Here is a 23165-nt window from a genome sequence, read left to right on the forward strand (position 1 = left end):
AGAGGAATCGGCATTCAGTTTTAAAAGAAGCGGTTATTCAACCGCTTCTTTTGCTTTCTTTACTGCTTCATTGATATTGGAGCAAATATTTTCAGCACCTATTTTCTGCTCGAACCCTGATTTTTTCAGCACCTTCCGCACGTGTTCATTCACACCGGATAAGATCATGTGAATATGTTCTGACTGGGATAACCGGAACAGGCTTTCCAGGTTATGAAGTCCTGTTGAATCCATGAACGGAACTTTGCGCATACGGATGATACGTACTTTCGGTTTGTCACCCATACTTTTCATGATACCGTCGAATTTGTTGGCAATACCGAAGAAGAACGGACCGTCTATCTCATACACTTCCACTCCTTGCGGTAAGGTAAGTACTTCTTCATCGTGGTGAATTTCACCTTCGTCGGACAAGTCGATTTCATCTTTTGTCACTGATACATGAGTCGTTTCGGCCACCCGCTTCATAAACAGGAACATGGCAATTAATAGACCTATCTCGATGGCGATTGTCAGGTCGAAGATAACAGTCAGGAAGAAAGTTACCAGCAGGACGGACACGTCGCTTTTCGGATTCTTCATCAGTGAACGGAATGTACGCCATTCGCTCATATTATAAGATACAATGATCAGGACACCTGCCAGGCAAGCCATTGGGATATGCTTGGTAAGCGGTCCGAGGAATAACAGGATCAACAGTAATACGATTGCATGGATGATACCGGCAACAGGTGTGCGGCCACCGTTATTGATGTTGGTCATGGTACGGGCAATTGCTCCGGTTACAGGAATACCACCGAAGATAGGAACAACGATATTGGCTGCTCCCTGTGCGATCAGTTCCGTATTCGAATTGTGTTTATCGCCCGTTACACCATCGGCAACGGTCGCTGAAAGAAGTGATTCTATAGCTCCCAGCATGGCAATGGTAAAAGCCGAAGGAAGCAGAAGATTGATCGTTTCCATATTGAACGAGATCGCTTCCGGCTGCGGGAGGGAGGCGTTGATGGTAAATCGGTCGCCGATCGTTTCTATGCCGGTAATACCCAGGTGGTAACGCATGACGTATACAATAACGGTCATAACGATAATGGCGATCAGTGAACCGGGTATCTTTTTAGAGAACCGGGGAGAAACCGCAATAATAAAGATACTGACAATTCCGATTACAAACGACCAGATATTGATCGTATCGAAATGTTCGAAGTAAGCGATCCATTTGGAGATAAAGTCAGCGGGTACTTTTTCCATCGTCAGTCCGAATAAATCTTTCATCTGCGTGGTAAAGATTGTCAGTGCGATACCGCTGGTAAATCCTACAACGATCGGATAAGGGATGAACTTGATGACTGTCCCTAATTTTAATGCTCCCATGATTACCAGTATGATACCGGCAATGACCGTAGCAATGGCCAGTCCTTCGATACCGAAATTCTGTATGATACCATAGACGATCACGATAAATGCGCCTGTCGGTCCGCCGATCTGCACATTGCTGCCTCCCAGTAAAGAGACAATGAAACCGCCGATGATAGCAGTGATTAGTCCTTTTTCCGGGCTTACTCCCGAAGCAATACCGAATGCGATGGCCAGCGGAAGGGCTACAATACCCACAATGATCCCTGCCATCAGGTCTGCCATGAATTTTTCTTTAGAATAATTTTTCAGCGCCGATATCAATTTGGGCTGAAAATCAAATTTACTCTCCATCTTGCTGCCTAGTATGTTAAATTTTGATGCAAAGGTACAATAATATTTATCGTAAAACCTAATATGTAGGATATTTTGCAATGTCGACATTGCAAAATCAGAAACAATCAGACTGAAATAAAGTCTGAGGGATGCAGTTGCCCCGACAAGTAATAGATGATATTTATGGTTCGATAGATATATTTTAAGTAAAAGAATGAATTAAAGTTTTAAACATTTTCATACTTTTGAGGGTTATTTGAATAGGGCGATTAGACAAACTCATTTTATACTACATATATAATTAGCATTATGGAAAAAAGTATTAAAGGTACACGTACCGAACAAAATCTGCTTAAATCATTTGCCGGAGAATCTCAGGCAAGAAGTCGTTACACATTTTTTGCAAGCGTAGCTAAGAAAGAAGGTTACGAACAAATTGCTGGTGTATTTATGGAAACAGCTGAACAGGAAAAAGAACATGCAAAGCGTTTCTTCAAATTCTTGGAAGGCGGTATGGTGGAAATTACTGCTTCTTATCCTGCAGGCGTGATCGGCACGACTATGGAGAATCTGGCGGCTGCAGCTGACGGTGAAAATGAAGAATGGGCTGACTTATATCCTGCTTTTGCCGATATCGCAGAAGAAGAAGGCTTCAAACAAATCGCTGTCGCTTTCAGAATGATTGCCAAGGTAGAAGCTGAACACGAAAAACGTTATCGTAAATTACTGGCTAACCTGACTGAAGGTAAAGTCTTCGAAAAAGACGAAGCTATCTTCTGGCAGTGCCGCAACTGTGGTTTCGTGATCGAAGCAAAGAAAGCTCCGATGAAATGTCCGGCATGTGAACATCCGCAGGCTTACTTCGAACCGATGAAACAGAACTATTAATATCTGTTCCGGATTAAAAATTAGAACGTCCCTGTCCAATATATTTTGGATAGGGACGTTTTTTATTTGTATTCATGCGAATAAAATATATCTTTACCAGTCTATTACGACTTAATTCTAATTTTTCCTGAATAGTTGACTGAATGAGTATATCGATAAAGAACCTGAATAAGGTGTATCCGAACGGAAACCACGCCTTGAAAGATGTGAATCTGGAGATACCGACAGGCATGTTTGGCTTGCTCGGACCGAACGGTGCCGGAAAATCTACGTTGATGCGCATTCTGGTCGCTTTGATGGAACCTACCTCGGGGCAAGTGGATATCTGTGGATACGATTTACTGAAACAGCGTAAAGAGATTAGAAGCATATTGGGTTATCTTCCACAGGATTTCCGTTTCTTCGCCAAGTATAAAACACATGAGTTTTTGGATTATGCCGCCCGTTTGTCGGGGATGACCAATAACAGGCAGCGCAAGCAGGCAGTGGATGCCATGCTTGAAAATGTGGGGTTGTTCGATGTGCGTGAACGGTATGCGAATAAGCTGTCGGGGGGTATGAAACGTCGTCTGGGGATTGCCCAGGCACTGATCCATCATCCGAAAGTAATTATTGTGGATGAGCCGACAACGGGGCTTGACCCCGAAGAACGTATCCGTTTCCGTAACCTGCTGTCGGAGGTGAGCGAGAATGATGTGACGATCATCCTTTCCACTCATATTGTAGGAGATATATCCAGTACCTGTAACTGCATGGCACTGATGAATAAAGGACAGGTTTCTTTTTACGGTTCCCCGCAGGATATGATGAAACAGGCGGAAGGGAAAGTATGGCGTATTAAAGTGACGAGTGATGAACTGCATGAAGTGGATAAGAAATATCCTGTTATTTCTACCATTCCTTCCGGTTCCGGCTGGGAAGTGCAAGTGGTGGCGGATGAAATCGAAGGATATGAAGCAGAGTCGTATCCTCCTAATTTGGAACATGCTTATGTGTATTATATGGAGAATAAGTTGAATCTCTGGACTAACGATTAACAACCTCTTAATTGACCCTTTATGTCGTTTATCAACAATATACAATCGGTAGCGAAGTACGAAAGCAAAATATTGATCCGAAGTTGGTTCTTTAAAGTATTTACGGTGCTGGCGATACTGATACTCGGATTCTTTGACTTCGGCATGCTCGTGGCGGATAACGGCGGAGGTATGTGGATGCTGAAAGCACTCCCTTCCAATTTGCCTTATCTCAATCTGTTACTGCTCAATACCGGCCAGGCGGTGATTTGTATCTTTCTTGCTTCGGAGTTTTTGAAAAGGGATAAGAAGCTGGATACTTCGGAGGTCTTTTATGTCCGTCCGTTGAGTAATGCCGAGTATGTGATCGGGAAGATTTGGGGAAACCTGCGGGTATTCCTGATACTGAACCTGATTGTGATGGGGATGGCTTTGATTTTTAATCTGATTACTTCGGGGATGGCGGTAGATTGGGGAGCGTATCTTCTGTATTTCTTCCTGATAAGTATCCCGACACTGGTTTTTATTATCGGCCTGTCTATTTTCCTGATGCTGGTGTTAAAGAACCAGGCGCTTACCTTTATTATCTTATTGGGATATATCGGACTGACCTTGTTTTATATCAGCGATAAGTTCTATTACCTGTTCGATTATATGGCCTATAGCCTGCCGTTGGTAAAGTCGACTATCGTCGGTTTTACGAATTGGGAAACTGTATTGAATCACCGGGCTATCTATTTTTTTGCCGGACTGGCTTTTATATTCTTTACGATCTTTCTGTTCCGGCGGTTGCCTAATTCGTCGCGCAGCAATTATCCGTGGTTATTCCTATCACTCTGTATGTTGTCGATAAGTGGCGCGGCGGGATACAAACATGTTCATTCTATTTTGGGACAAGGAGAAACGCGGGCGTTGTATACGGAAATCAATAATAAATATGTGCATACGCCTAAAATGATCATCGAGCAATATGATATTTCACTGGAGCAACAACCGGAAACATTCGTTTCGGAAGTAACGATGAAGGGGTTGGCATTGGAACCGGCTACGGTATTTACTTTCTGCCTGAATCCGGGTTTACAGGTGCAGGAGATAAAGAGGGGAGGGAACAACCTCGATTTTAAAAGGGATAATCAGATCCTATTGGTTGATTTCGGTCAGGAGATCATCCCGGGTGACACGGTCACTTTTTCCGTTAAATACGGAGGGAAGATCGATAGTAAATTCTGTTACCTGGATATTCCGGCAGAGGTTTTACAGAAAGAATACAGGGATTTCCTGTTCAATATAGATAAGCAATATGTATTTCAAACGGAAGATTACTTGTTGTTCACTCCGGAAACCTATTGGTATCCACGTCCGGGAACGGCTTACAGCAATGTAAGTCCGGACTGGCAACAGACTTATTTCAGTAAATTCGGTTTGCAGGTGAAGCCGCTTCCGGGATTGACCCCGCTTTCACAGGGGGAAGGGGTAAAGGAGGAAGACGGGTCTTATTCGTTTGCTCCTGAATATCCGGTACAGGCTATTTCCCTGATCGTGGGGAAATATAAACAACAAAGTCTGGAGTCGGACAGTACATTATATAGTATTTGGCATATCGAAGGGAATGATTACTATACGGCTACATTCGATTCTATCCTCGATACGATACCGAGTTTTGTCCGTAATATGCGGGAGAACCTGGAGCGTACCTATCGGTTGAGTTATCCGTTCAACCGTTTCTCTGTGATCGAAGTACCGGTACAATTCTCTACCTATACCCGTGCCTGGTCGCAAGCCCAGGAAACTGTTCAGCCCGAGATGGTCCTTTTCCCGGAAAAGGGATGTGTATTCGGACAACTCGATGTGGATAAAGCCTGGCGTAACCAGATGAAATGGTCGAAGAGGGGAGGACGTGAGATTACGGAAGAAGAGGCGAAAATACGTGCATTGAATAATTTCTTCTGGATTTTCCAGCGCTCCGAGGGAAACTATAATTTCTCTTCTGCTGGACGCGGTAATTACAATATTTCTTCGCAGTCAAATCCCTATTTCCTGTTTCCCCAGTTATATAACTACCGGTATAATATCTTTTCTCCCGATTGGCCGGTTGCTAATACAGCCATCGAACTTTACCTGCAGAAGAAATCGGATAACTATGGTTGGGAACGGGATATAAACGGTATCAGTAACAATGAAAAGGCAAGCTTGCTGATGGAAAAGCAGGGATTTAAGGAACTTTTGGCTAATGTGGAATACCGTGATTTACTGGAAAATATCGTCAGCCTGAAGATCTACCGACTGTTTGCCGATCCGGAGATCAGTATCGGGGTGAACGCATTCAGAGATTCCGTATATGCCTTGCTGGAACAGAATACATTTCGGAATATCCAGTTTGAGAGTCTGTTGGATACATTAGGGAATATCAGCCATACGGATATCCGTTCGGGATTGTCGGAGTGGTTGCATCCGACACCTTTGCCTTATTATAGTCTGGGACGGCCCGATGTGACACGGATTACGAATCGGGGACAGGAGGTCTTTGTCCTCAGAATGCAGGTCAGCAATAATTCTGATCACGACGGAATTGTTCATATAGATATACAAGGAGTGGGCAGGCGTGATCAGAATAACATCGATCCGCGAACCAGCCGGAAGATCCCTTTGGCGGCCCATCAGACGAAAGAGTTGGTGTCCGTATGGGAAGAGGCTCCGCGTGATGTCGCTGTCAATACCTTGATATCCGGCAATCTGCCGAGTGTGATCAATCAGCCTGTAGGGAATATCAAACAGGAGAGGAGGCAGACTATAGATACGGAAGGTGATTTCATTGTTTCAGCTTCTTCGCAGGATATCGGAGGGGAGATTATTGTCGATAATGAAGATACGACTTTGTTTGTCTTGTCCGAACCGGATGTGGTAGGTATGCTGCCTAAATGGCTGGATAAGGTGGAAGATACCTCGTTTAAGTATTCCGGTGTCTCCGACTGGCGTCCGCCCTTGCAATGGACGGCTACGACGAATGCTAATTATTACGGAAAATACATCCGTTCGGCTTATGTGATAAAAAGCGGTAACGGCAGCCAGACAGCAACCTGGAAGATCCCTGTACCTGCCGAAGGACAGTATGATGCTTATTATTATGTCAGCAAGAACAACGAAATGCGGTATAACGACCGTGCCCAGGGTGAGTACCGTTTCAAGGTAAGACAGGGAGAAGAAACGGAGGATGCTTATATCGACCTCCGCAAAGCGAATGAGGGATGGGAACAGTTGGGCGTCTATTATTTTGTAGCCGATACTGCTTACATTGTCCTGTCAAACGAATGCAAATTAAGAAGTGTAACGGCGGATGCCGTCAAACTGGTAAAACGTTAATCATTAAAAGTCTACTTATATGCAAAGAGAGTTATTATGGATGAAAAAGATGGTTCTTACGGTCCTGGTCCTGTTGGGAGTGCCGTTGGCATCTCACGGGCAGTTGTCGCTGACCATCGAGAAAGCGTTGGATATTGCGGAAGAGAACAGTCCTACTTTGCGCCGTTCGCATATGAACCTGGAACGGTATCAGGAGACGCTGGTGGCTCAGCGGGCTTCCCTCAAATCCAAGTTTTCCCTGAACCTGAATCCGGTGGGATATGAGAAGAACCGCCGTTTTGATAATCGTTTGTCACAATGGTATACCAATGAGTCATTTACATCAAGCGGAACTTTCCGGGTCGACCAGCCTATCTTATGGACGGATGGAGAGATTTCTTTGATCAATACGTTCGGCTGGCAGGATAATAACTCCAATATCGACGGTGATAAGAATAGTAATAAGGCGTTCAATAATAATCTGTATCTGCAACTGTCCCAACCGATCTTCACTTATAACAAGCGGAAGATGGAACTGAAGCAGATAGAATACGATTATGAGAATGCCAATATCAGTTATGCCTTGCAGCGCCTGAATACGGAAAAAGATATCACGAATCAGTTCTATAATGTGTATATGGCTCAGAGCCAGCTGGCTATTACCCGCGAAGAGTTGGTAAATGCCCAGCAAAGCTATGATATCATCAAAAATAAGGTAGAGGCAGACCTGGCAGCCAAAGATGAACTGTTCCAGGCGGAGCTGAACCTGGCTACTGCCCGGTCTTCAGTCGAAGAACAGCAGGTATCCCTTGAAAATGCCAAGGATAAGTTGAAACAAACTTTGGGAATGAGTTTGGATGAGGACCTGATGGTCTTTGCAGAGATAGAGGTCAGACCGATCGATGTCAACCTGCAACAGGCAATCTCCCACGGTCTGCAATCGCGCCTGGAACTTCGCCAGCGGGAAATCGAGAGCGACGAACTCGGTTTTGATATGATCAAGACAAAAGCATTGAATGAGTTTAAAGGAGATATATCCGTCTCTTTTGGTCTGATCGGCGATAATAAACGTTTTGATAAGATCTATGAGAACCCGACGCAGAATCCGCGGGTAGCTATCAGCTTTACGGTACCTATCTTTGACTGGGGAGAAAAGAAAGCCCGTATTCGTGCGCAGAAAGTAGCGCAGAATATCAATAAACTCGACTTCCACGAAGACAAGGTGGATATCGAACTGAATATCCGCCAGGTATGGCGTAACCTGGAAAATCTTCGTACGCAGATAAAAATAGCTGAACAGAACGTGACGAATGCCCAGTTGACGTACGACCTGAACCTGACCCGTTACCGGGAAGGCGATCTGACCGGTATGGAAATGAGCCAGTTCCAGACACAGCTGTCGAATAAGAAGATTTCTTATACCCAGGCGCTTATCAATTATAAGATTGAATTATTGAATCTTAAAATACTCTCTTTGTACGATTTCGAGCAGAATACTCCGATCGTTCCGATGAAAGACTTAATATCAGAAAAATAATCAGCCATGAAACAATATAATCATACCCTTGTATCTCTTTTATTACTTGCCGTAATAACAACCGGTTGTAACAACCAGCCGCAAAATGCTCCCAGCGATATCGCCACGCCGGTATCCGTGAAGGAGTTGAAAAAAGGTTCTATCAGCAAACTGATCAACACGACCGGAACGGCACAGCCAACTTATGGTGTCGATCTCAATTCAGAGATGAGCGGTTTGTATAAATTGCAGGTGAATCCCAAGACGGGAAAACCGTTTAAGTTGGGTGACCTGGTTGCAAAAGGACAGTTGATCATCCGTCTGGAAGATAAGGAATATGAAAATGGTATCGCCATAGATGCGAAAGAACTGAGTCTGGAGATAGCCGAGCAGGAACAGACGAAACAAAAGGCTCTTTATGAAAAAGGCGGTGTGACACTGAGTGAAATGCGTAACACCGAAGTGAAGGTGACCAATGCCCGCTATGACCTGGAGAATGCCAAACTCAACCTGGAGAAGATGAATGTGAAAGCGCCTTTCGACGGGGTTATCGTCAATCTGCCTCATTATACGACAGATGTAAGGGTAGAGCAGGGAAAACCGATGGTCGGGTTGATGGATTATGCTCGGATGTATATGGATGTCAATCTGCCGGAGAGTGCTATCAGCTATGTGAAAGCCGATCAGCCGGTGTTTATCACACATTACACGTTGCCGGAAGATACGTTGAAAGCCGTGATCAGTGAGCTGTCTCCGGCTATCAGCACGGAAACCCGTACCTTCAAAGGGAAGATATTGATCCAGAACAGTGGCATGAAACTGCGTCCGGGTATGTTTGTCAAGGCGGATATTGTGGTAGACCGTGCCGATAGTGCCATTATCATACCGAAAGATGTCGTACAATCCAACCGTCGCCGCAAATATGTGTTCATTGTAGACAAGAACACGGCCATTCTGCGGAATATCAAGACCGGATTGGAAGATGAAGATAATATCGAAGTACTGGAAGGATTAAAGGAAAACGACAATCTTGTTGTCAAAGGCTTCGAGACATTGAAGGAGAATAGCAAAGTGAAGGTACAAAAATAGAAAAATGTGAAACATTTTTCAGTTGACAGATGACAGTTGACAAGTGACAGTTGGGCTTCGCGTTCGGTAAATAAATCGGCTGGAAGCCGACATAACTGTCAACTGTCACTTGTCAACTGTCAACTTTTGAAATGGCTCACTTTTGATAAATAATGAATATATGAAGAACATTGTCAAATTTGCAGTAAGCAATCCGGTCACAATCTGTATGGTCGTACTGGCAATTCTGTTGCTGGGAAAGATATCGTACGATCAGTTGAGTGTGGACCTGCTGCCCGACCTGAATAATCCCCGGCTGTTTATCGAGCTGAAAGCCGGCGAACGTCCGCCGGAAGAGATAGAGAAGCAGTTCGTCAAAAATATGGAGTCGATGGCGATCCGGCAAAGCGATGTGACACAGGTTTCGTCGGTAGTCAAGGCCGGTTCGGCCCGTATCACCGTGGAATATACCTGGACGAAAGACATGGATGAGGCTTTCCTCGATTTGCAGAAAGCGATGAATCCGTTTTCCCAGAATAAAGATATTACCGAGCTGAAGATCACGCAACACGATCCCAACCAGTCGCCGGTTATCCTGATCGGTTTGTCCCATCAGACGATAACAGATATGGCGGAGCTGCGGAAAGTGGCTGAGAGTTATATCCGGAACGAACTGATCCGGTTGGAAGGCGTTGCTGAAGTTACTTTGTCCGGTCAGGAGGAAAATACCCTGATCATACAGACCGATCCGTATAAACTGGATGCTTTCGGATTGAAGATAGAAGATATTGCCTCCCGTATCGAGGCGAACAACCAAAGTATATCCGGCGGCCGTGTCAGCGAGCTGGGGTTGCAGTATTTGGTAAAAAGCTCCAGTCTGTTCGGCTCGGAGGCTGATTTTGAAAATCTGATCGTCGGCTATAAGCCTGTGACGAAGCAGGAGACGGCAGCAAATGCCTCTCAGAATACAGGGACGGATGCTGCGGCAGACAAGGCTCCGCTTTTCCTGCGGGAAGTCGCTACCGTTCAATTTGAGAATGCGCGTCCCGATAATATCGTCCGCATCAACGGACAACGGAGTATCGGGCTTTCCATCTATAAGGAAATGCGTTATAATACGGTCAAGGTGGTGGATGGCGTATCCCGTCAGCTGGCTGTTATCGAACAGGCGTTGCCCGGATATCATTTTAAGGTGATAACCAATCAGGGGACGTTTATCAAGAATGCGATCGGAGAGGTGAAGGAGAGTGCAGTCCTGGGTATTATCCTGGCTGTCATCATCCTGTTTGTTTTCCTTCGCCGGTTCGGAACTACATTGATTGTCAGTATGGCTATTCCGATCTCGATCGTGGCGACTTTCAATCTGATGTTCTTCAACGGACTTACGCTGAATATAATGACGCTCGGAGGATTGGCACTGGGAGCCGGGATGTTGGTGGATAATGCCATTGTGGTTATCGAAAGCATCTTCCGGAACCAGGAGAGAGGCGTACCTGTGAGGGAAGCGACCATTACAGGAACTTCCGAGGTGGCGGGGGCGGTGATCGCTTCGACGCTGACTACGATCGTGGTGTTCCTGCCGATCGTCTATCTGCACGGGGCTTCGGGCGAATTGTTCAAGGACCAGGCATGGACGGTGACGTTCTCGCTGGTATCGTCGCTGTTTGTGGCGATATTGGTGATACCGATGTTGTATGATCGGTTGGTCGGTAAGGGCGGTTCGCGAACCGCCCTTACGGAAGGGGCTGCTCTTCCGACTGTGGCAGCCTCATCGAAAGGCCTTCAGATGACAGGATATAGTCGCCTCTTGCGCAAGCTGATCAGTCATCGCTGGCTGGTTATCGGAGCGGCTGTCGGGCTGATGGTCGTAACGGTTTTCCTGTTGCCGTTTATTGGGACGGAGTTTATGCCGCGGACGGAAAGCAAGGCGTTTACCGTCCTGGTGAAAATGCCGGAAGGAACGCGGCTGGAACGTACTGCCTCGGCTGTCGACAATCTGGAACAGCTGCTTTATGCCATTACGGGAGATAGCCTGTCGACCGTTTACAGCCATATAGGTGAAGGAAGCGGTTCGGAAAATGCTATTTTCGAAGGCGAGAATACGGCAATGATGAAAGTGATCCTTTCTCCCGCCTGTCCGGTATCACCGGAAGCGGTGATCGAACAGCTGGTACGTACGGCGGAGAATCCGGACGGACTGGAGCTGACTATCAAGCAGGAAGAAAACTCACTGAGTTCGTTGCTGGGCAGCGAAGGAGCCCCTATCGTTGTCGAGGTGAGAGGAGAGGAGCTGGACGAGATAGCCGCTATTACAGAAGAAGTGAAGAACCGGATGCAGGATGTTTCCGGCCTTTATAATATCCTATCGTCTATCGAAGACGGTGCCCCTGAGATCACCGTCTCCATCGACCGGACGATGGCAGGTATCAATAACCTGAGCGTATCGACTGTAATCGAACAGTTGAAACAGCAGCTGGGTGGGAAGGAGGCGGGAAAGATGGAATACCGCGGAGAGATGCGCGATATCATTATTAAAGTACCTGATATCCCTCTCGGTGCCTTGGGCGACCTGGTCATCAGGAATGGCGAGCAGCAATTCCGTCTGCGTGAGATAGCGACCCTGGAAGAATCGCAGGCTCCGAAAGAGATCTACCGGCGCAACCAGAACCGCATCAGTAAAGTGATGGCGAATATGGATACAGGTAAATCGCTCGATAAGCTGGCGGAAGAGATCCGCCGGTCGGTCAAGGATATTGAATTGCCTAACAATTATTCCATCACCGTAACGGGAGAAGAGGAAAAACGACAGGAGTCGATGAACAGCCTGCTGTTCGCCCTTGCCTTGTCGGTTATCCTGGTTTATATGGTGCTGGCATCGCAGTTCGAATCGCTCTTGCATCCGTTCACGATCCTGTTAACCATTCCCTTGGCGGTAGTCGGTGCTATCCTGCTGTTTTTCCTGACAGGGACAACGATCAATATGATGGGTGTGATCGGTGTCGTGATGCTGGTCGGTATTGCCGTGAACAACTCGATCATCCTGGTGGACCGTATCAACCAGCTGAAGACGGATCGCGACCTGACCGATGCGATTGTCGAAGCAGGCCAGCAACGTATCCGGCCGATCATCATGACAACGCTGACCACTATCCTGGCATTGTTCCCGATGACGTTCAGTTTCGGTGAAGGGGCTTCGCTCCGTTCGCCGATGGCAATAGCCGTGATCGGCGGGTTGCTGACGTCTACTTTAATGAGTTTGATGGTCATTCCATGTGTATATTATATTTTGGAGAAGGTGAAAACGGGCTTAATGAATAGAAGAGCATGAACTTTTTACTACATAGAAGAATAACGATCTGCATGTTGTTTATAGCACTGACCATGCTCGGTTACGTGTCGTATAAACAACTGCCGGTAGAGTTATTGCCCAACGCGGAACTGCCGACCCTGTTTGTCCAGGTATCCTCACAGCAGGATATGGATCCTTCGTATGTGGAGTCGGAAGTAATCATCCCGCTGGAAGGGGCGATCAGTTCGATCGGTGGTGTGAATAAGATAGAATCGAACGTCGACAGTCGCCAGTCTTCCATACAGGTCGATTTTAAGAATACGGTGAACTTCAAGATCACTTCCCTTCGTTTGCAGGAGAAGGTGAATGAGCTGGCTGCTACTTTCCCCGAAGGTTTTACGGTGCAGTTGCAGAAGGTGGATATCAGCCAATTGGCGAACAACTTCATGGTTCTGCAGGTACGCGGTTCGGGAGGCATCGACCGGGTGAGGAATATCGTGGATAAAGAGATTCGTACCGATCTGGAGAATGTCGACGGGGTGGCATCCGTAAATATCTACGGCGGACGGGAGAAAGCGATCGAGATACGGTTGAATCCGGAAGCCTGCAAAGCCCTCAACCTTACACCGTCTTCCATCAGTAGCCTGCTGACACAAAATACACAGGATAAAGCCTTTGTCGGTTTTGCGAATGAGTCGGACAGCAAGTATTTTATCCATGTCAACGCACTTTATACGAAAGTATCCGATCTGGAGAATATCGTGGTTGCTCCCGGTCCGGTGCTGTTGAAAGATGTTGCTACCGTTTTCTTCGACCTGAAAGAGGAGACTTCCTATAGTCGTGTGAACGGGAAAGATGCCGTCTCTGTCGCCTTGATGAACGATTCGCAGGCGAACCTGATCGACTTGTCTCACCGTGCCATCGAAGCAATCGACCGGCTGAACGAGAAGTTGGCTTATCTGGACGTGGAGGTCGTGGTGCAGGAGAATACGGCGGAAACCATGGAGAACAATATCAACCAGATCATCAACCTCGCCCTGGTGGGCGGTTTGCTGGCGGTACTGATTCTGTGGCTGTTCCTGAAGAACTTGAGGCTGGTATTCTTTATCGCTCTTTCGATACCTATCTCGGTGTATACGGCATTCAATTTCTTTTATGCGTTCGGGATAACGATCAACAGCCTGACGCTGGTCGGTATGGCACTCGCGATCGGCATGCTGCTGGATAATAGTGTCGTCGTGCTGGAAAATATCTATCGCCTGTCGGCATCCGGTTGTACGCCTGAACGTTCTGTAACGCAAGGAACGAAGGAGGTATGGCGTTCAATTGTGGCGGCAACGTTGACGACGGTCACAGTCTTCCTGCCGTTCGTCTTTTCCGATAACTTTATGATCAAGCTGATCGGTCATCATATCGGTGTGTCGATCATCTCTACCCTGACGATATCCCTGTTTGTCGCCTTGCTTTTCATTCCGATGGCGACCTATGTATTGCTCTGTAGGGGGAATCGGAGGGATGGTAAGGGCGGTTCGCGAACCGCCCCTACGGCCGACAATGTCTTTTACCAAAAGGTCTCTATCACCCAGCGTCCTGTCCAGATTTATCTGGTTTTCCTGAAAACCTGTATGCGTAATCCGGGCGTGACGATTTTCGGTGCGATTATCCTTTTGTTTGTCACCCTGATTCTTTCCATCACATTGAATGTGCAGGGAATGAAGGAAGTCAATACCGACCGCATCAATGTCTATGTGACCATGCAGACAGGCAGTACGCTGGATAATGCGGATAAACTGGTACGGGTGATTGAAGAGCGGCTCGATAGTTTCCCCGGCAGGAAAGAACTGATCAGCCGTATCAATGAGAAAAACGCCGTTCTAACACTCACCTTTACCGACGATTTTGTGAAAAAGGGAGGCGATAAGATGGCTGAACAGAAAGCGTCTATCCAGAGTACTTTGTCGAATATACAGGGAGCTGAGATTTCCGTCGACGAAGCTGTAGGCGGCAGTGGAGGAGGTGGTGGCGGATCGGCCATGGCCGGTTTGGGTAACTTTATGCGTTTGCTGGGGATCGGGGATAACCGGGAGCGGATCGTGATAAAGGGAGCCGATTTCGATGTGATGCAATTGGTGGCGGAAGATCTCCGTTATTATCTGGACGAACAGGAGTTTATCCGCCATTCGCGTGTCTCCTATAACCGTCGCCAGCCGGAAATACATTTGGATTTCGATCCTATCCTGCTGACTTCTTATGAAATCACCCGTACCAATATCTCATCCGGGTTGGCTGCGCTCAATCCCGAATATTCTTCCGGTACTTCTTTCAAGATAGGAGAGGATACCTATGATATCATCATCCGTAACGATATCCCCGAAGAAGAGCAGGAGCTGGAAGAGGCAGAAGAGGAAAATACCGATACTGCCCGGAAAGAAAAGACGGTCGACGACTTGCGCCGTGTGCAGATACAGAATGCCAACGGTGGCCTGCATAACTTGCAGGATCTGGCATCTGTCAATTATGGACGGGGACGCTCCCGTATCATGCGTGTCAATCAGGACAAGCAGATCGAAGTTTTCTATAACTTCTCCAAAGATGTGGAATCGTCGAAAGACCTGCTGGAAGGATACCGTTCGGATATCGACCAACTGGTTTCCAATTATAACCTGCCTGCAGGGGTTGCCGTAGAGGTCTTCCATGAAGAGGATGAGTTTGCCGATTTCAAGTTCCTGATATTGGCAGCTTTTATTCTGATCTTTATGATACTGGCTTCTGTCTTCGAATCGCTTGTAACACCTTTTGTATTGCTTTTCTCTATTCCGCTGGCAGCCATCGGTTCCTTGCTGGCTCTGTTGCTGACCAATAACAGTCTGTTGAATGCGAATACGTTGACAGGATTCCTGATCTTGCTGGGAGTGGTAGTGAATAACGGTATCATTCTGATCGATTATTCCAATATTCTCCGTAAGCAAGGGTACAGGCGGAACAGGGCGTTGATGACGGCAGGCCTGTCGCGTATCCGTCCGATCCTGATCACTTCGATCACGACCATCGTGGCTATGTTTCCGCTGGCAATGGGAGATTCGGAATATGCCGGTGCGATCGGTGCCCCGTTCGCCATTACGGTTATCGGTGGTTTGACTTTCTCCGCTTTGCTGACATTGATCCTGATCCCTACCGTTTGTATGGGGCTGGAAAATACATTGGAGTGGTATCGCAGTTTGTCCCGTAAGGTGTGGGCACTCCATTTGGTTTTGTTCGTGTTGGGTGTAACCTGTATCTGGTTGTATGGCAACGGCATGTTGTGGCAATCCATTTATCTGGTCATTCTGATTTTCGGTATTCCGGGTGTTACTTATTTTGCACAGACCAGCTTGCGGCGGGCTAAATCGAAAGTGATCGATCCGGGAGAAGAGATACATATCTCTGTCCGTAACCTGGTGAAGATTTATGACTGGCCCGGACGTATCAGCCGCCAGTGGAACAGTGGGTTGCTTATTCGCCGGCATCTAGGACTAAACAACGAGTATCATTCTCTGAAAGATTTTGTGAATGTGATATGGCAATTCGGTATCCTGCTCTTTGGTATCTATTTTACCTGGTTCTTTATTCATAGCAAGTTATGGATATTCTTGTTGTCATTTGCTATCTATGCAACCCTGCTTTACCTGTGGCGGAAGGTACGGCAATACCTGTTCTTCCGTTTCGGAGAGAATAAGTGGGTGAAATATATAAACCGTGCGATCTTTTGGAGTATCCCTCCCGTCATTCTGTTCATCCTGTTCCGGAAGATGGATAATACGGGGCTGATTTCCGTTCTCGGGCTTTTGTGGGCGTTCTGTATGGCTGTTTATATCTCTTCCCGGTATCTGTATGAGCGGGAGATCAATATTGAACGTATAAAAGGACGGTTTGCCGGATTGCGCCGTTCCTGGTTCCGTATGGTGAAAAGTATCCCGTTGATAGGAAAACAACGGAAGCCGTTCAAGGCGTTGCGGGGTGTCTCTTTCGAGATTCGTACGGGCATGTTCGGTCTGTTGGGACCTAACGGGGCCGGTAAGTCTACCTTGATGCGTATTGTCTGCGGTATTTTGGAGCAGAGTTACGGCAGTATATGGATCAACGGGTTGGATACCCGTGTCTATCGGGAGGAATTGCAGAGCCTGATTGGTTTCCTGCCGCAGGAATTCGGTACGTACGAGAATATGTCGTCCTGGGAGTTCCTCGATTACCAGGCTATCCTGAAAGGATTGACCGATAACGGGCAGCGGAATGAACGTCTGGAATATGTGTTGAAAGCCGTCCACATGTATGAACGGAAAGATGATAAGATAGGCTCCTTCTCCGGTGGTATGAAGCAGCGTATCGGGATAGCTTTGATCCTGCTTCATCTGCCCCGTATCCTGGTGGTGGATGAACCTACTGCCGGTCTCGATCCGCGTGAACGCATTCGTTTCCGTAATTTGCTGGTCGAATTGAGTAAGGATCGCATTGTGATCTTCTCGACCCATATCATTGAAGATATATCCAGTTCCTGCAGCCAGGTGGTCGTAATCAATAAAGGCGAACTGAAATACTTCGGTGATCCGACGGATATGGTGGATATGGCAGCCGGCAAAGTCTGGCAGTTCCATATCGACCGGGAATCTTTCGAGCAGGTACTGGATAAAGCGATGGTGATCCATCATATACAAGATGGCGATACGATACAGGTCCGTTATCTCTCTGTCGATTCTCCTTACGAAGGAGCAGTACAGGTGGAACCGAACCTGGAAGATGCTTACCTCTGCCTCTTAAAGAATATGGATAAAGTAAGGAATTGAATGATAAAGCGTATGACAACAAAACAACTTATATTATTACTGCCCAAGATAGTAAAATACAATCTGAAGATCATCTTTGCCGGCAAATTCATCTGGTTTTTGCTGGCGGCATTCGTATTCTTTGCCTATTTCTCGTTTCAAATAGCTTGGAACCGGCAGGTGATTAATGACGGAGTGATCTATAACCTGTTGATGTTTCCTTGTGTCTTATTGGTTTTCTATCCTGCCGTATTCGGGATTCAGAACGATGAAGACAGCCGGATACTGGAGATACTCTTTGGTATTCCCGATTATAAATATAAGGTATGGGGAGTCCGTTTGCTGATGATCTATGTGGCTATTTTCTTTATATTGGTGGCTTTTTCTTATTTGGCTACATTCCTGTTGTATCCGGTCAATCCGTTTGAGATGTCTATCCAGTTGATGTTTCCGCTTGTTTTCTTCGGGAACCTGGCTTTTATGTTCTCTACGATAACGCATAGCGGGAACGGTACGGCTGTGTTGACGATCATCCTGGCTATTATTCTGCTGATTACCGGTAATATGGATTTCATAGAACGCTCTTTTTGGAATATCCTGCTGAATCCGTTTAAAGTGCCCGATAACTTCCTCCCGGTGATCTGGGAAGGACTGATTGTAAAGAATCGTATTTTCCTTTTAATAGGAGGGATCGTCTGGATGATGATAGGGTTACTGAATTTGCAGAAGAGGGAGAAGTTTATATAAGGAAATAGGCACAGGTTGCATGAATACTACTGCAATCTGTGCCTAACTATTTATTCACTGTATTTATCTAACCAACGTTTTCCTGCTGGAGATTTGATAAAAATCAAGACTCCAATGGCAATTACCATCATAATACTGTAAAAAAAGAATCCGAGACTCATATCATTTCTTTTTATAAGTTAATACAATAAAACCGATTACAGCAAGGGTTAACGTCAATATAATAGAATAAAGCAATAACCCATATTTGTCATCATTAAGTTGTAATGCTATTGTGATAACAGCTCCTCCGATGACCAGTTTTGAAATATCCAAAAGATATTTACCAAGTTCTTTTGCTACATCAATACTTGTACTTTGTTTCTTGAAAGAAACTGATACAAACGTTGTCTTTCGTCTCTTCTTCATAGTTAAATAATTTTGTTACAGGCAAAGATAGGATATAATATTGAAAGAGAGTAATCGCTTTCATAAATATTTATATCTGATATGCTGAAAGCCCGGCCGGAATGAACCGGTCGGGCTTTTTTGCCTGTTTTTGCTCTTCACAGAGATCGAACAGAAGAACTTTATTTCATTACTTTAGTATTAATACCGACTGCTTGTTCGCCTGTCGCAGGGTAATTGGTAGGGGCGGTTCGTGAACCGTTCCCCCCACGCAGTCAATTTAAATTTATTGATTATAAATAATTTCTTATTTTACGATTGCTTTTACAGCAGCTTCGCCTTCTACGCTTACGAATACAACGCCTGCAGACACCGCGATCGTAGCTTCGCTAGAAGAAACAACTGTGTTAGCAATTATCTGACCAAGTACGTTAGTGATAACTACGTTCTTGCCTTCAGCACCCTTAACTGTTACGAAACCGTTACCAGCGGTTACCGATACTGCATCTGCACTGATTGCATCATTGGCAACAGGTGATTCACCCTTTTCGATAGTAACCCTGATCGCTTTATCTTTTTCACCCAGTGTCAGTAAACCGTTGTAGCTAACCAGATAGTCACCTTCAACCATGTTGCGGATATAGTATTCGTCGTCTGTATCAGCCACTTTAAGAATCTGATATTTGAAGTTATTCAAACCACCCAGAATACCTTTGTTCTGATCTGCACTGGTTGCAACCAATGCCTCTTTACCGTTTACGGTTGTAGACAATGTGTCGGAATTAACTAATGTTGCAGCTTTGAAGATCACTTTGTTGATGTCTGCATACCATTGATATTCTGCTTTCTTTGCATCAGAAATAGCATTGTCAACAGAGTCAGCCACATTGAACATATACAATCTCTGAGCATCAGGAGTAGCACCGCGGCGAGAGATATAGAATGAAGGAACAGTTGCTTTTGAATCGGCAGTATCCAGGCAGAATGTCAGATCAGCATCAGCAGCTGTCTTGATAGCTACAACACCTTCGTTCTTTTCACTCAATGAGATATAACCACCTGTTGTAGACTTGAATGCTGCATGACGAGGTTTTGCTTCCAGGCTTACACCCAGTTCTTCACCTACAAGGTACAATTTGATTGCGTCGGCATCTTCTACTGCATAAGCGATACCGTCAACAGAGATAGCAGTACCGTCATCGCTTTTTACCGCTTTTGCATTTGTTGCATTAGCAAATGCTGTTGAAACAAACAGAGAAACAGAACCGTCTTTGTTTTCTTTGATAAGGAATTTTGTAGCAGCTGAAGCAGCGTCACTAACGTTCTGTTCTATTTCCAAGTCTGAAGAATTGATCTTCAAATAACTATTATTATCTTCACCGTCGATAATCTGAGCAGAATAAGAATAATAAGTTACCATCTTTTGGTTGGCAGTGTATACTTTTCCATCCTTATTATAGCAATAAGTCTGAGCAGTTCCATTAGGTTTGTCAGCTTCTTCTACCGGGATGAATTTCACTTTGATAGCCTTTGATTCTTTATCGAAAAGAGCGGTATTAGTCTTAGTCTTTTCATCTACACCGATATACAGCTTTTCAGCATTCAAAGCAGCACTCTTAGCAAATTTCAAGATAACAGTTTCAGAAGTCTGGTCTTTAACAGCGAAGCCTGCGAACGGATCAACTGTTACAGCGTTCAGGGTGATCACTTTACCTTCTAGACTTACATTTGCAGTGTAATCACTCTTGTCGTCTTTTGCAACTTCGATCGTTGCTAAATTTGTTGAAGCTTCAGTAGCAACACCAACCAACTTATATTCACCGTCATTTTCTGTTTCAAACAAAGTCGATTTGAAAGTAACAGCTGTTTCAAGATTCTTGAAAGTAATAGTCTGCGTTTTTGTGTCAATAGCAGAGATTACAAACTGATACTGCGGAGTATTCAATGCAGCCAAAGCAGAACCCTGAGCTACTAACTGTAAATCAGTTCCACTAGCGATGGCAACTCCCATATACTTATTGTATTCAGAATCTTTTGTTCCCTTACCGCTTACAAACTGGATATTGAATACAGACGGAGCTTTTTCTTCTTTCAATAAAGAAACAGCTTTTACCAATTTGCTGGAAGCTACTTTGAAAAGAGAACCTTCGCTGCTTGTTGTGATGTAGTTTACATCCTGGATAGCGGTTGCAATAACCTGGATGTTTTTAGCAGCATGCTTCTGATCTTTATTAGAAGATGCTTTCGGATCTGCCAGTACACGAGCAGTCAAAGCCATTTTGTATTTACCTGCAGAAGCGAACTCGTTAGGTTCTGTCACAGTGAATGCGGCATTAAATACAGATACTTCTTCTTTGCTGGAAACATTATCACCTGCAATATAAGTATTCAGATCTTCACCTTTTACAGTAGTGAACTTGAAACCTTCACCGTTAGACTGGGGTAATTTGCTGGTTTTGAAGTTCTCTGTCGGAGATACAACAATAAATGTACATGCATCGAAGTAGCCGGCTTCAACATCCGCTTGTTTGATTTCAGATTTTTCAGCCAATTCATCCGGATAGCTGGTTGCAAAGTAAGTACCTTTTTTAATAGCACGGACACCTGCTTCCAATACAATATCAGCTTCAACATCAAAAGCCTTAATACTCTGATCGAAGATATTGTCTTCTACTTCTACGCCGTCAGGAGCAAAAGAGAAACCGGCACCACCAAATGCAGCATTCAAATCTGTTGCCGCAACGGGTTGGGTTTTAACGGAGTAGAGAACTACATGATTACTAGATCCATCACCAAAGGCAATAGCACTTGTTCCAGCTATTAAAAGAGAGTTGGCACTATTCGTTCCTCCTTTAGGCAACAGGTAAGTAGTTTCACTTGTTTTCCCGCTATATGCTTTAGTTCCATCTCCGAAGCTAAAGAAAATATTATTTTTAGCCTGAGTTGCATCAGCAACAGCTGTAACCATAGCGAAACTTCCGTCTACGGCAAGAAAACTCTGTGTTTTCACATTTTTCAATGTGTAATAGATTTTACCGGCGTCTTTAACTTCAGTCACCGTCCATAAGTAGTTACTAATTTCTCCGGATGATAACTCAAAAGCTTCAGCCAAGGTTGTACTTGCAGATGCAATATTCAATCCGGCTAAAGCTGGAGTGGCTGCAGCTGTTTTTTCCATACCCATCAGATAGTCGGAAGTTTGAGCAACATCCTCACCTGCCTGCTGTACAATGTAATACATGTCACCTGAAGTGATTGTTGTGGCTTTTGGCCCCACAGGAATGTAGGTTGCGTCTGCCTTTGCACTACTAAACAACGCTCCCACCATCAATAGGCTTGCTGTCAATAAAGTAGAAAACTTTTTGTTCATAATCTTAAAATTAATTGTTTATAAAATAGAGTAAAAAAACGTCTAACAATTAATTTTACGAAGGGGAGAACAACCCCGGCTTTGGTTACGAACGGGCATAAATAAAGCGCGGGCGTTGTCTATCATCAGTCTTTAGGCATCGGCAAACGCCCATCTAGAGATAATAGAACAATAGCTCGCGCTTATACGATATAAAATAATTCTCCCATATAAAATGGTAGAAAACTTATACGTAATCAGCGCAAGCATTTTATGTCCATCATTCCTCTAGATTAAAATTTTGCCGATTTTAAAGACTAGAACAATCTTCGTAAAATGCTTGCAATATGTATTTGAAACCGCTTTATCGTGAGCCGCTGCCCACTACGGATTCGTTGCAAAGGTAAAGAGGTTTTCCGAATCAACAAGAAAAAACGCTCCTAATTTTCCGAAATAGGAGGATTATAGAACGAAACAACACGATTTATGCAACATACACCCCTGTTTAACGCACTGAGATCATATAATTATTTCAAGAAAACATAGGAACTTAGACGCTGTTTTGAATTTATTGTTTGTTTCAAATATTGTCAGTTTTGAATGTAGTGTCGTTGGTAGGGGCGGTTCGCGAACCGCCCTTACAGGCGCCGTCACAATGGAACAGGCAGGTTCATATCTTTCTATATTCGTATCTCTGCTTTTTCATACCTACAGAGAGAATTTTGACCATGGCCTTCACCTGTCACCGGTGTTGTATAGAGCTATTAAACAGCTGATTGTGGTGAAACGTCACGTTTCACCGACAACACTTCACTTTGTATTGTAAGTCTTTTTTAATAGCTGCCGGAGCCAATATCTGTGGCTGCCGGAGTCATTACCAGTGGCTGCCGGAGCCATTTCAAATGGGTGCCGGAGCCAATACGAACGGGTGCCTACCCATTGAAGAAAAGACTTAAGTCTTTCCGAAAAAAAGATAGCTCTTTTGAAGATAAAAGTCCCTTCTTTTGATTTCAAAAGTCTTGTCTTAACATTTCAAAAGACCCTACTTTAATTTGTGATTTTTAGCCTTTACAAA

11 protein-coding genes are annotated in these 23165 nt (G+C 45.1%); 8 read left to right on the forward strand and 3 right to left on the reverse strand.

All coding sequences use genetic code 11. The features are described from left to right. Positions 1-33: 33 nt before the first annotated feature. Positions 34-1710: a SulP family inorganic anion transporter gene (locus DXD68_RS13355; RefSeq protein WP_122362052.1), complete on the reverse strand. Its 1677-nt coding sequence runs from the start codon at positions 1708-1710 to the stop codon at positions 34-36. Between the two features lie 291 nt (positions 1711-2001). Between DXD68_RS13355 and rbr the strand changes: the two genes are divergently transcribed. The 8 genes from rbr (at position 2002) to DXD68_RS13395 (ending at position 18354) form a co-directional block, all read left to right on the forward strand. Next, positions 2002-2580, forward strand: coding sequence for a rubrerythrin (rbr, locus tag DXD68_RS13360; protein WP_122362053.1), 579 nt, complete (start codon positions 2002-2004; stop codon positions 2578-2580). A gap of 143 nt (positions 2581-2723) precedes the next feature. After that, the gene (locus DXD68_RS13365) at positions 2724-3617 is read left to right on the forward strand and encodes an ABC transporter ATP-binding protein (RefSeq protein WP_122362054.1); all 894 of its coding nucleotides are present in this window, start codon (positions 2724-2726) and stop codon (positions 3615-3617) included. Between the two features lie 21 nt (positions 3618-3638). Beyond that, positions 3639-6956: a xanthan lyase gene (locus DXD68_RS13370; RefSeq protein WP_122362055.1), complete on the forward strand. Its 3318-nt coding sequence runs from the start codon at positions 3639-3641 to the stop codon at positions 6954-6956. A gap of 19 nt (positions 6957-6975) precedes the next feature. Beyond that, positions 6976-8472: a TolC family protein gene (locus DXD68_RS13375; protein ID WP_122362056.1), complete on the forward strand. Its 1497-nt coding sequence runs from the start codon at positions 6976-6978 to the stop codon at positions 8470-8472. Between the two features lie 6 nt (positions 8473-8478). Then, positions 8479-9540 (forward strand): efflux RND transporter periplasmic adaptor subunit, encoded by a 1062-nt coding sequence (locus DXD68_RS13380; protein WP_122362057.1) that lies wholly within the window; start codon positions 8479-8481, stop codon positions 9538-9540. Positions 9541-9700: 160 nt separating this feature from the next. Further along, positions 9701-12847 carry an efflux RND transporter permease subunit gene (locus tag DXD68_RS13385; RefSeq protein ID WP_122362058.1) on the forward strand — a complete coding sequence of 1049 codons (3147 nt, stop codon included), beginning with the start codon at positions 9701-9703 and terminating at the stop codon, positions 12845-12847. Then, complete coding sequence (locus tag DXD68_RS13390; protein ID WP_122362059.1) at positions 12844-17628, forward strand: efflux RND transporter permease subunit; 4785 nt, start codon at positions 12844-12846, stop codon at positions 17626-17628. Before DXD68_RS13385 ends, DXD68_RS13390 begins: the two co-directional genes overlap by 4 nt. A gap of 12 nt (positions 17629-17640) precedes the next feature. Continuing rightward, positions 17641-18354, forward strand: a complete 714-nt coding sequence (locus DXD68_RS13395; protein WP_122362083.1) for a hypothetical protein — start codon at positions 17641-17643, stop codon at positions 18352-18354. Between the two features lie 162 nt (positions 18355-18516). On the opposite strand, the gene DXD68_RS13400 is transcribed toward DXD68_RS13395, so the two are convergent. Both DXD68_RS13400 and DXD68_RS13405 read right to left on the reverse strand, forming a co-directional pair. After that, positions 18517-18762, reverse strand: a complete 246-nt coding sequence (locus DXD68_RS13400) for a DUF6722 family protein (RefSeq protein WP_122362060.1) — start codon at positions 18760-18762, stop codon at positions 18517-18519. A gap of 286 nt (positions 18763-19048) precedes the next feature. Next, complete coding sequence (locus DXD68_RS13405) at positions 19049-22111, reverse strand: DUF6383 domain-containing protein (RefSeq protein ID WP_122362061.1); 3063 nt, start codon at positions 22109-22111, stop codon at positions 19049-19051. Positions 22112-23165 lie beyond the last annotated feature (1054 nt).

This window comes from Parabacteroides sp. TM07-1AC (genome assembly GCF_003480915.1).
In the GTDB taxonomy this organism is placed as follows: domain Bacteria; phylum Bacteroidota; class Bacteroidia; order Bacteroidales; family Tannerellaceae; genus Parabacteroides; species Parabacteroides chongii.

Coding starts and splice junctions, on each gene's coding strand:
- rbr (WP_122362053.1), top strand. CDS start 2,002: ATGGAAAAAAGTATTAAAGGTACACGTACCGAACAAAATCTGCTTAAA.
- DXD68_RS13375 (WP_122362056.1), top strand. CDS start 6,976: ATGCAAAGAGAGTTATTATGGATGAAAAAGATGGTTCTTACGGTCCTG.
- DXD68_RS13355 (WP_122362052.1), bottom strand. CDS start 1,710: ATGGAGAGTAAATTTGATTTTCAGCCCAAATTGATATCGGCGCTGAAA.
- DXD68_RS13400 (WP_122362060.1), bottom strand. CDS start 18,762: ATGAAGAAGAGACGAAAGACAACGTTTGTATCAGTTTCTTTCAAGAAA.
- DXD68_RS13405 (WP_122362061.1), bottom strand. CDS start 22,111: ATGAACAAAAAGTTTTCTACTTTATTGACAGCAAGCCTATTGATGGTG.
- DXD68_RS13385 (WP_122362058.1), top strand. CDS start 9,701: ATGAAGAACATTGTCAAATTTGCAGTAAGCAATCCGGTCACAATCTGT.
- DXD68_RS13380 (WP_122362057.1), top strand. CDS start 8,479: ATGAAACAATATAATCATACCCTTGTATCTCTTTTATTACTTGCCGTA.
- DXD68_RS13390 (WP_122362059.1), top strand. CDS start 12,844: ATGAACTTTTTACTACATAGAAGAATAACGATCTGCATGTTGTTTATA.
- DXD68_RS13365 (WP_122362054.1), top strand. CDS start 2,724: ATGAGTATATCGATAAAGAACCTGAATAAGGTGTATCCGAACGGAAAC.
- DXD68_RS13370 (WP_122362055.1), top strand. CDS start 3,639: ATGTCGTTTATCAACAATATACAATCGGTAGCGAAGTACGAAAGCAAA.
- DXD68_RS13395 (WP_122362083.1), top strand. CDS start 17,641: ATGACAACAAAACAACTTATATTATTACTGCCCAAGATAGTAAAATAC.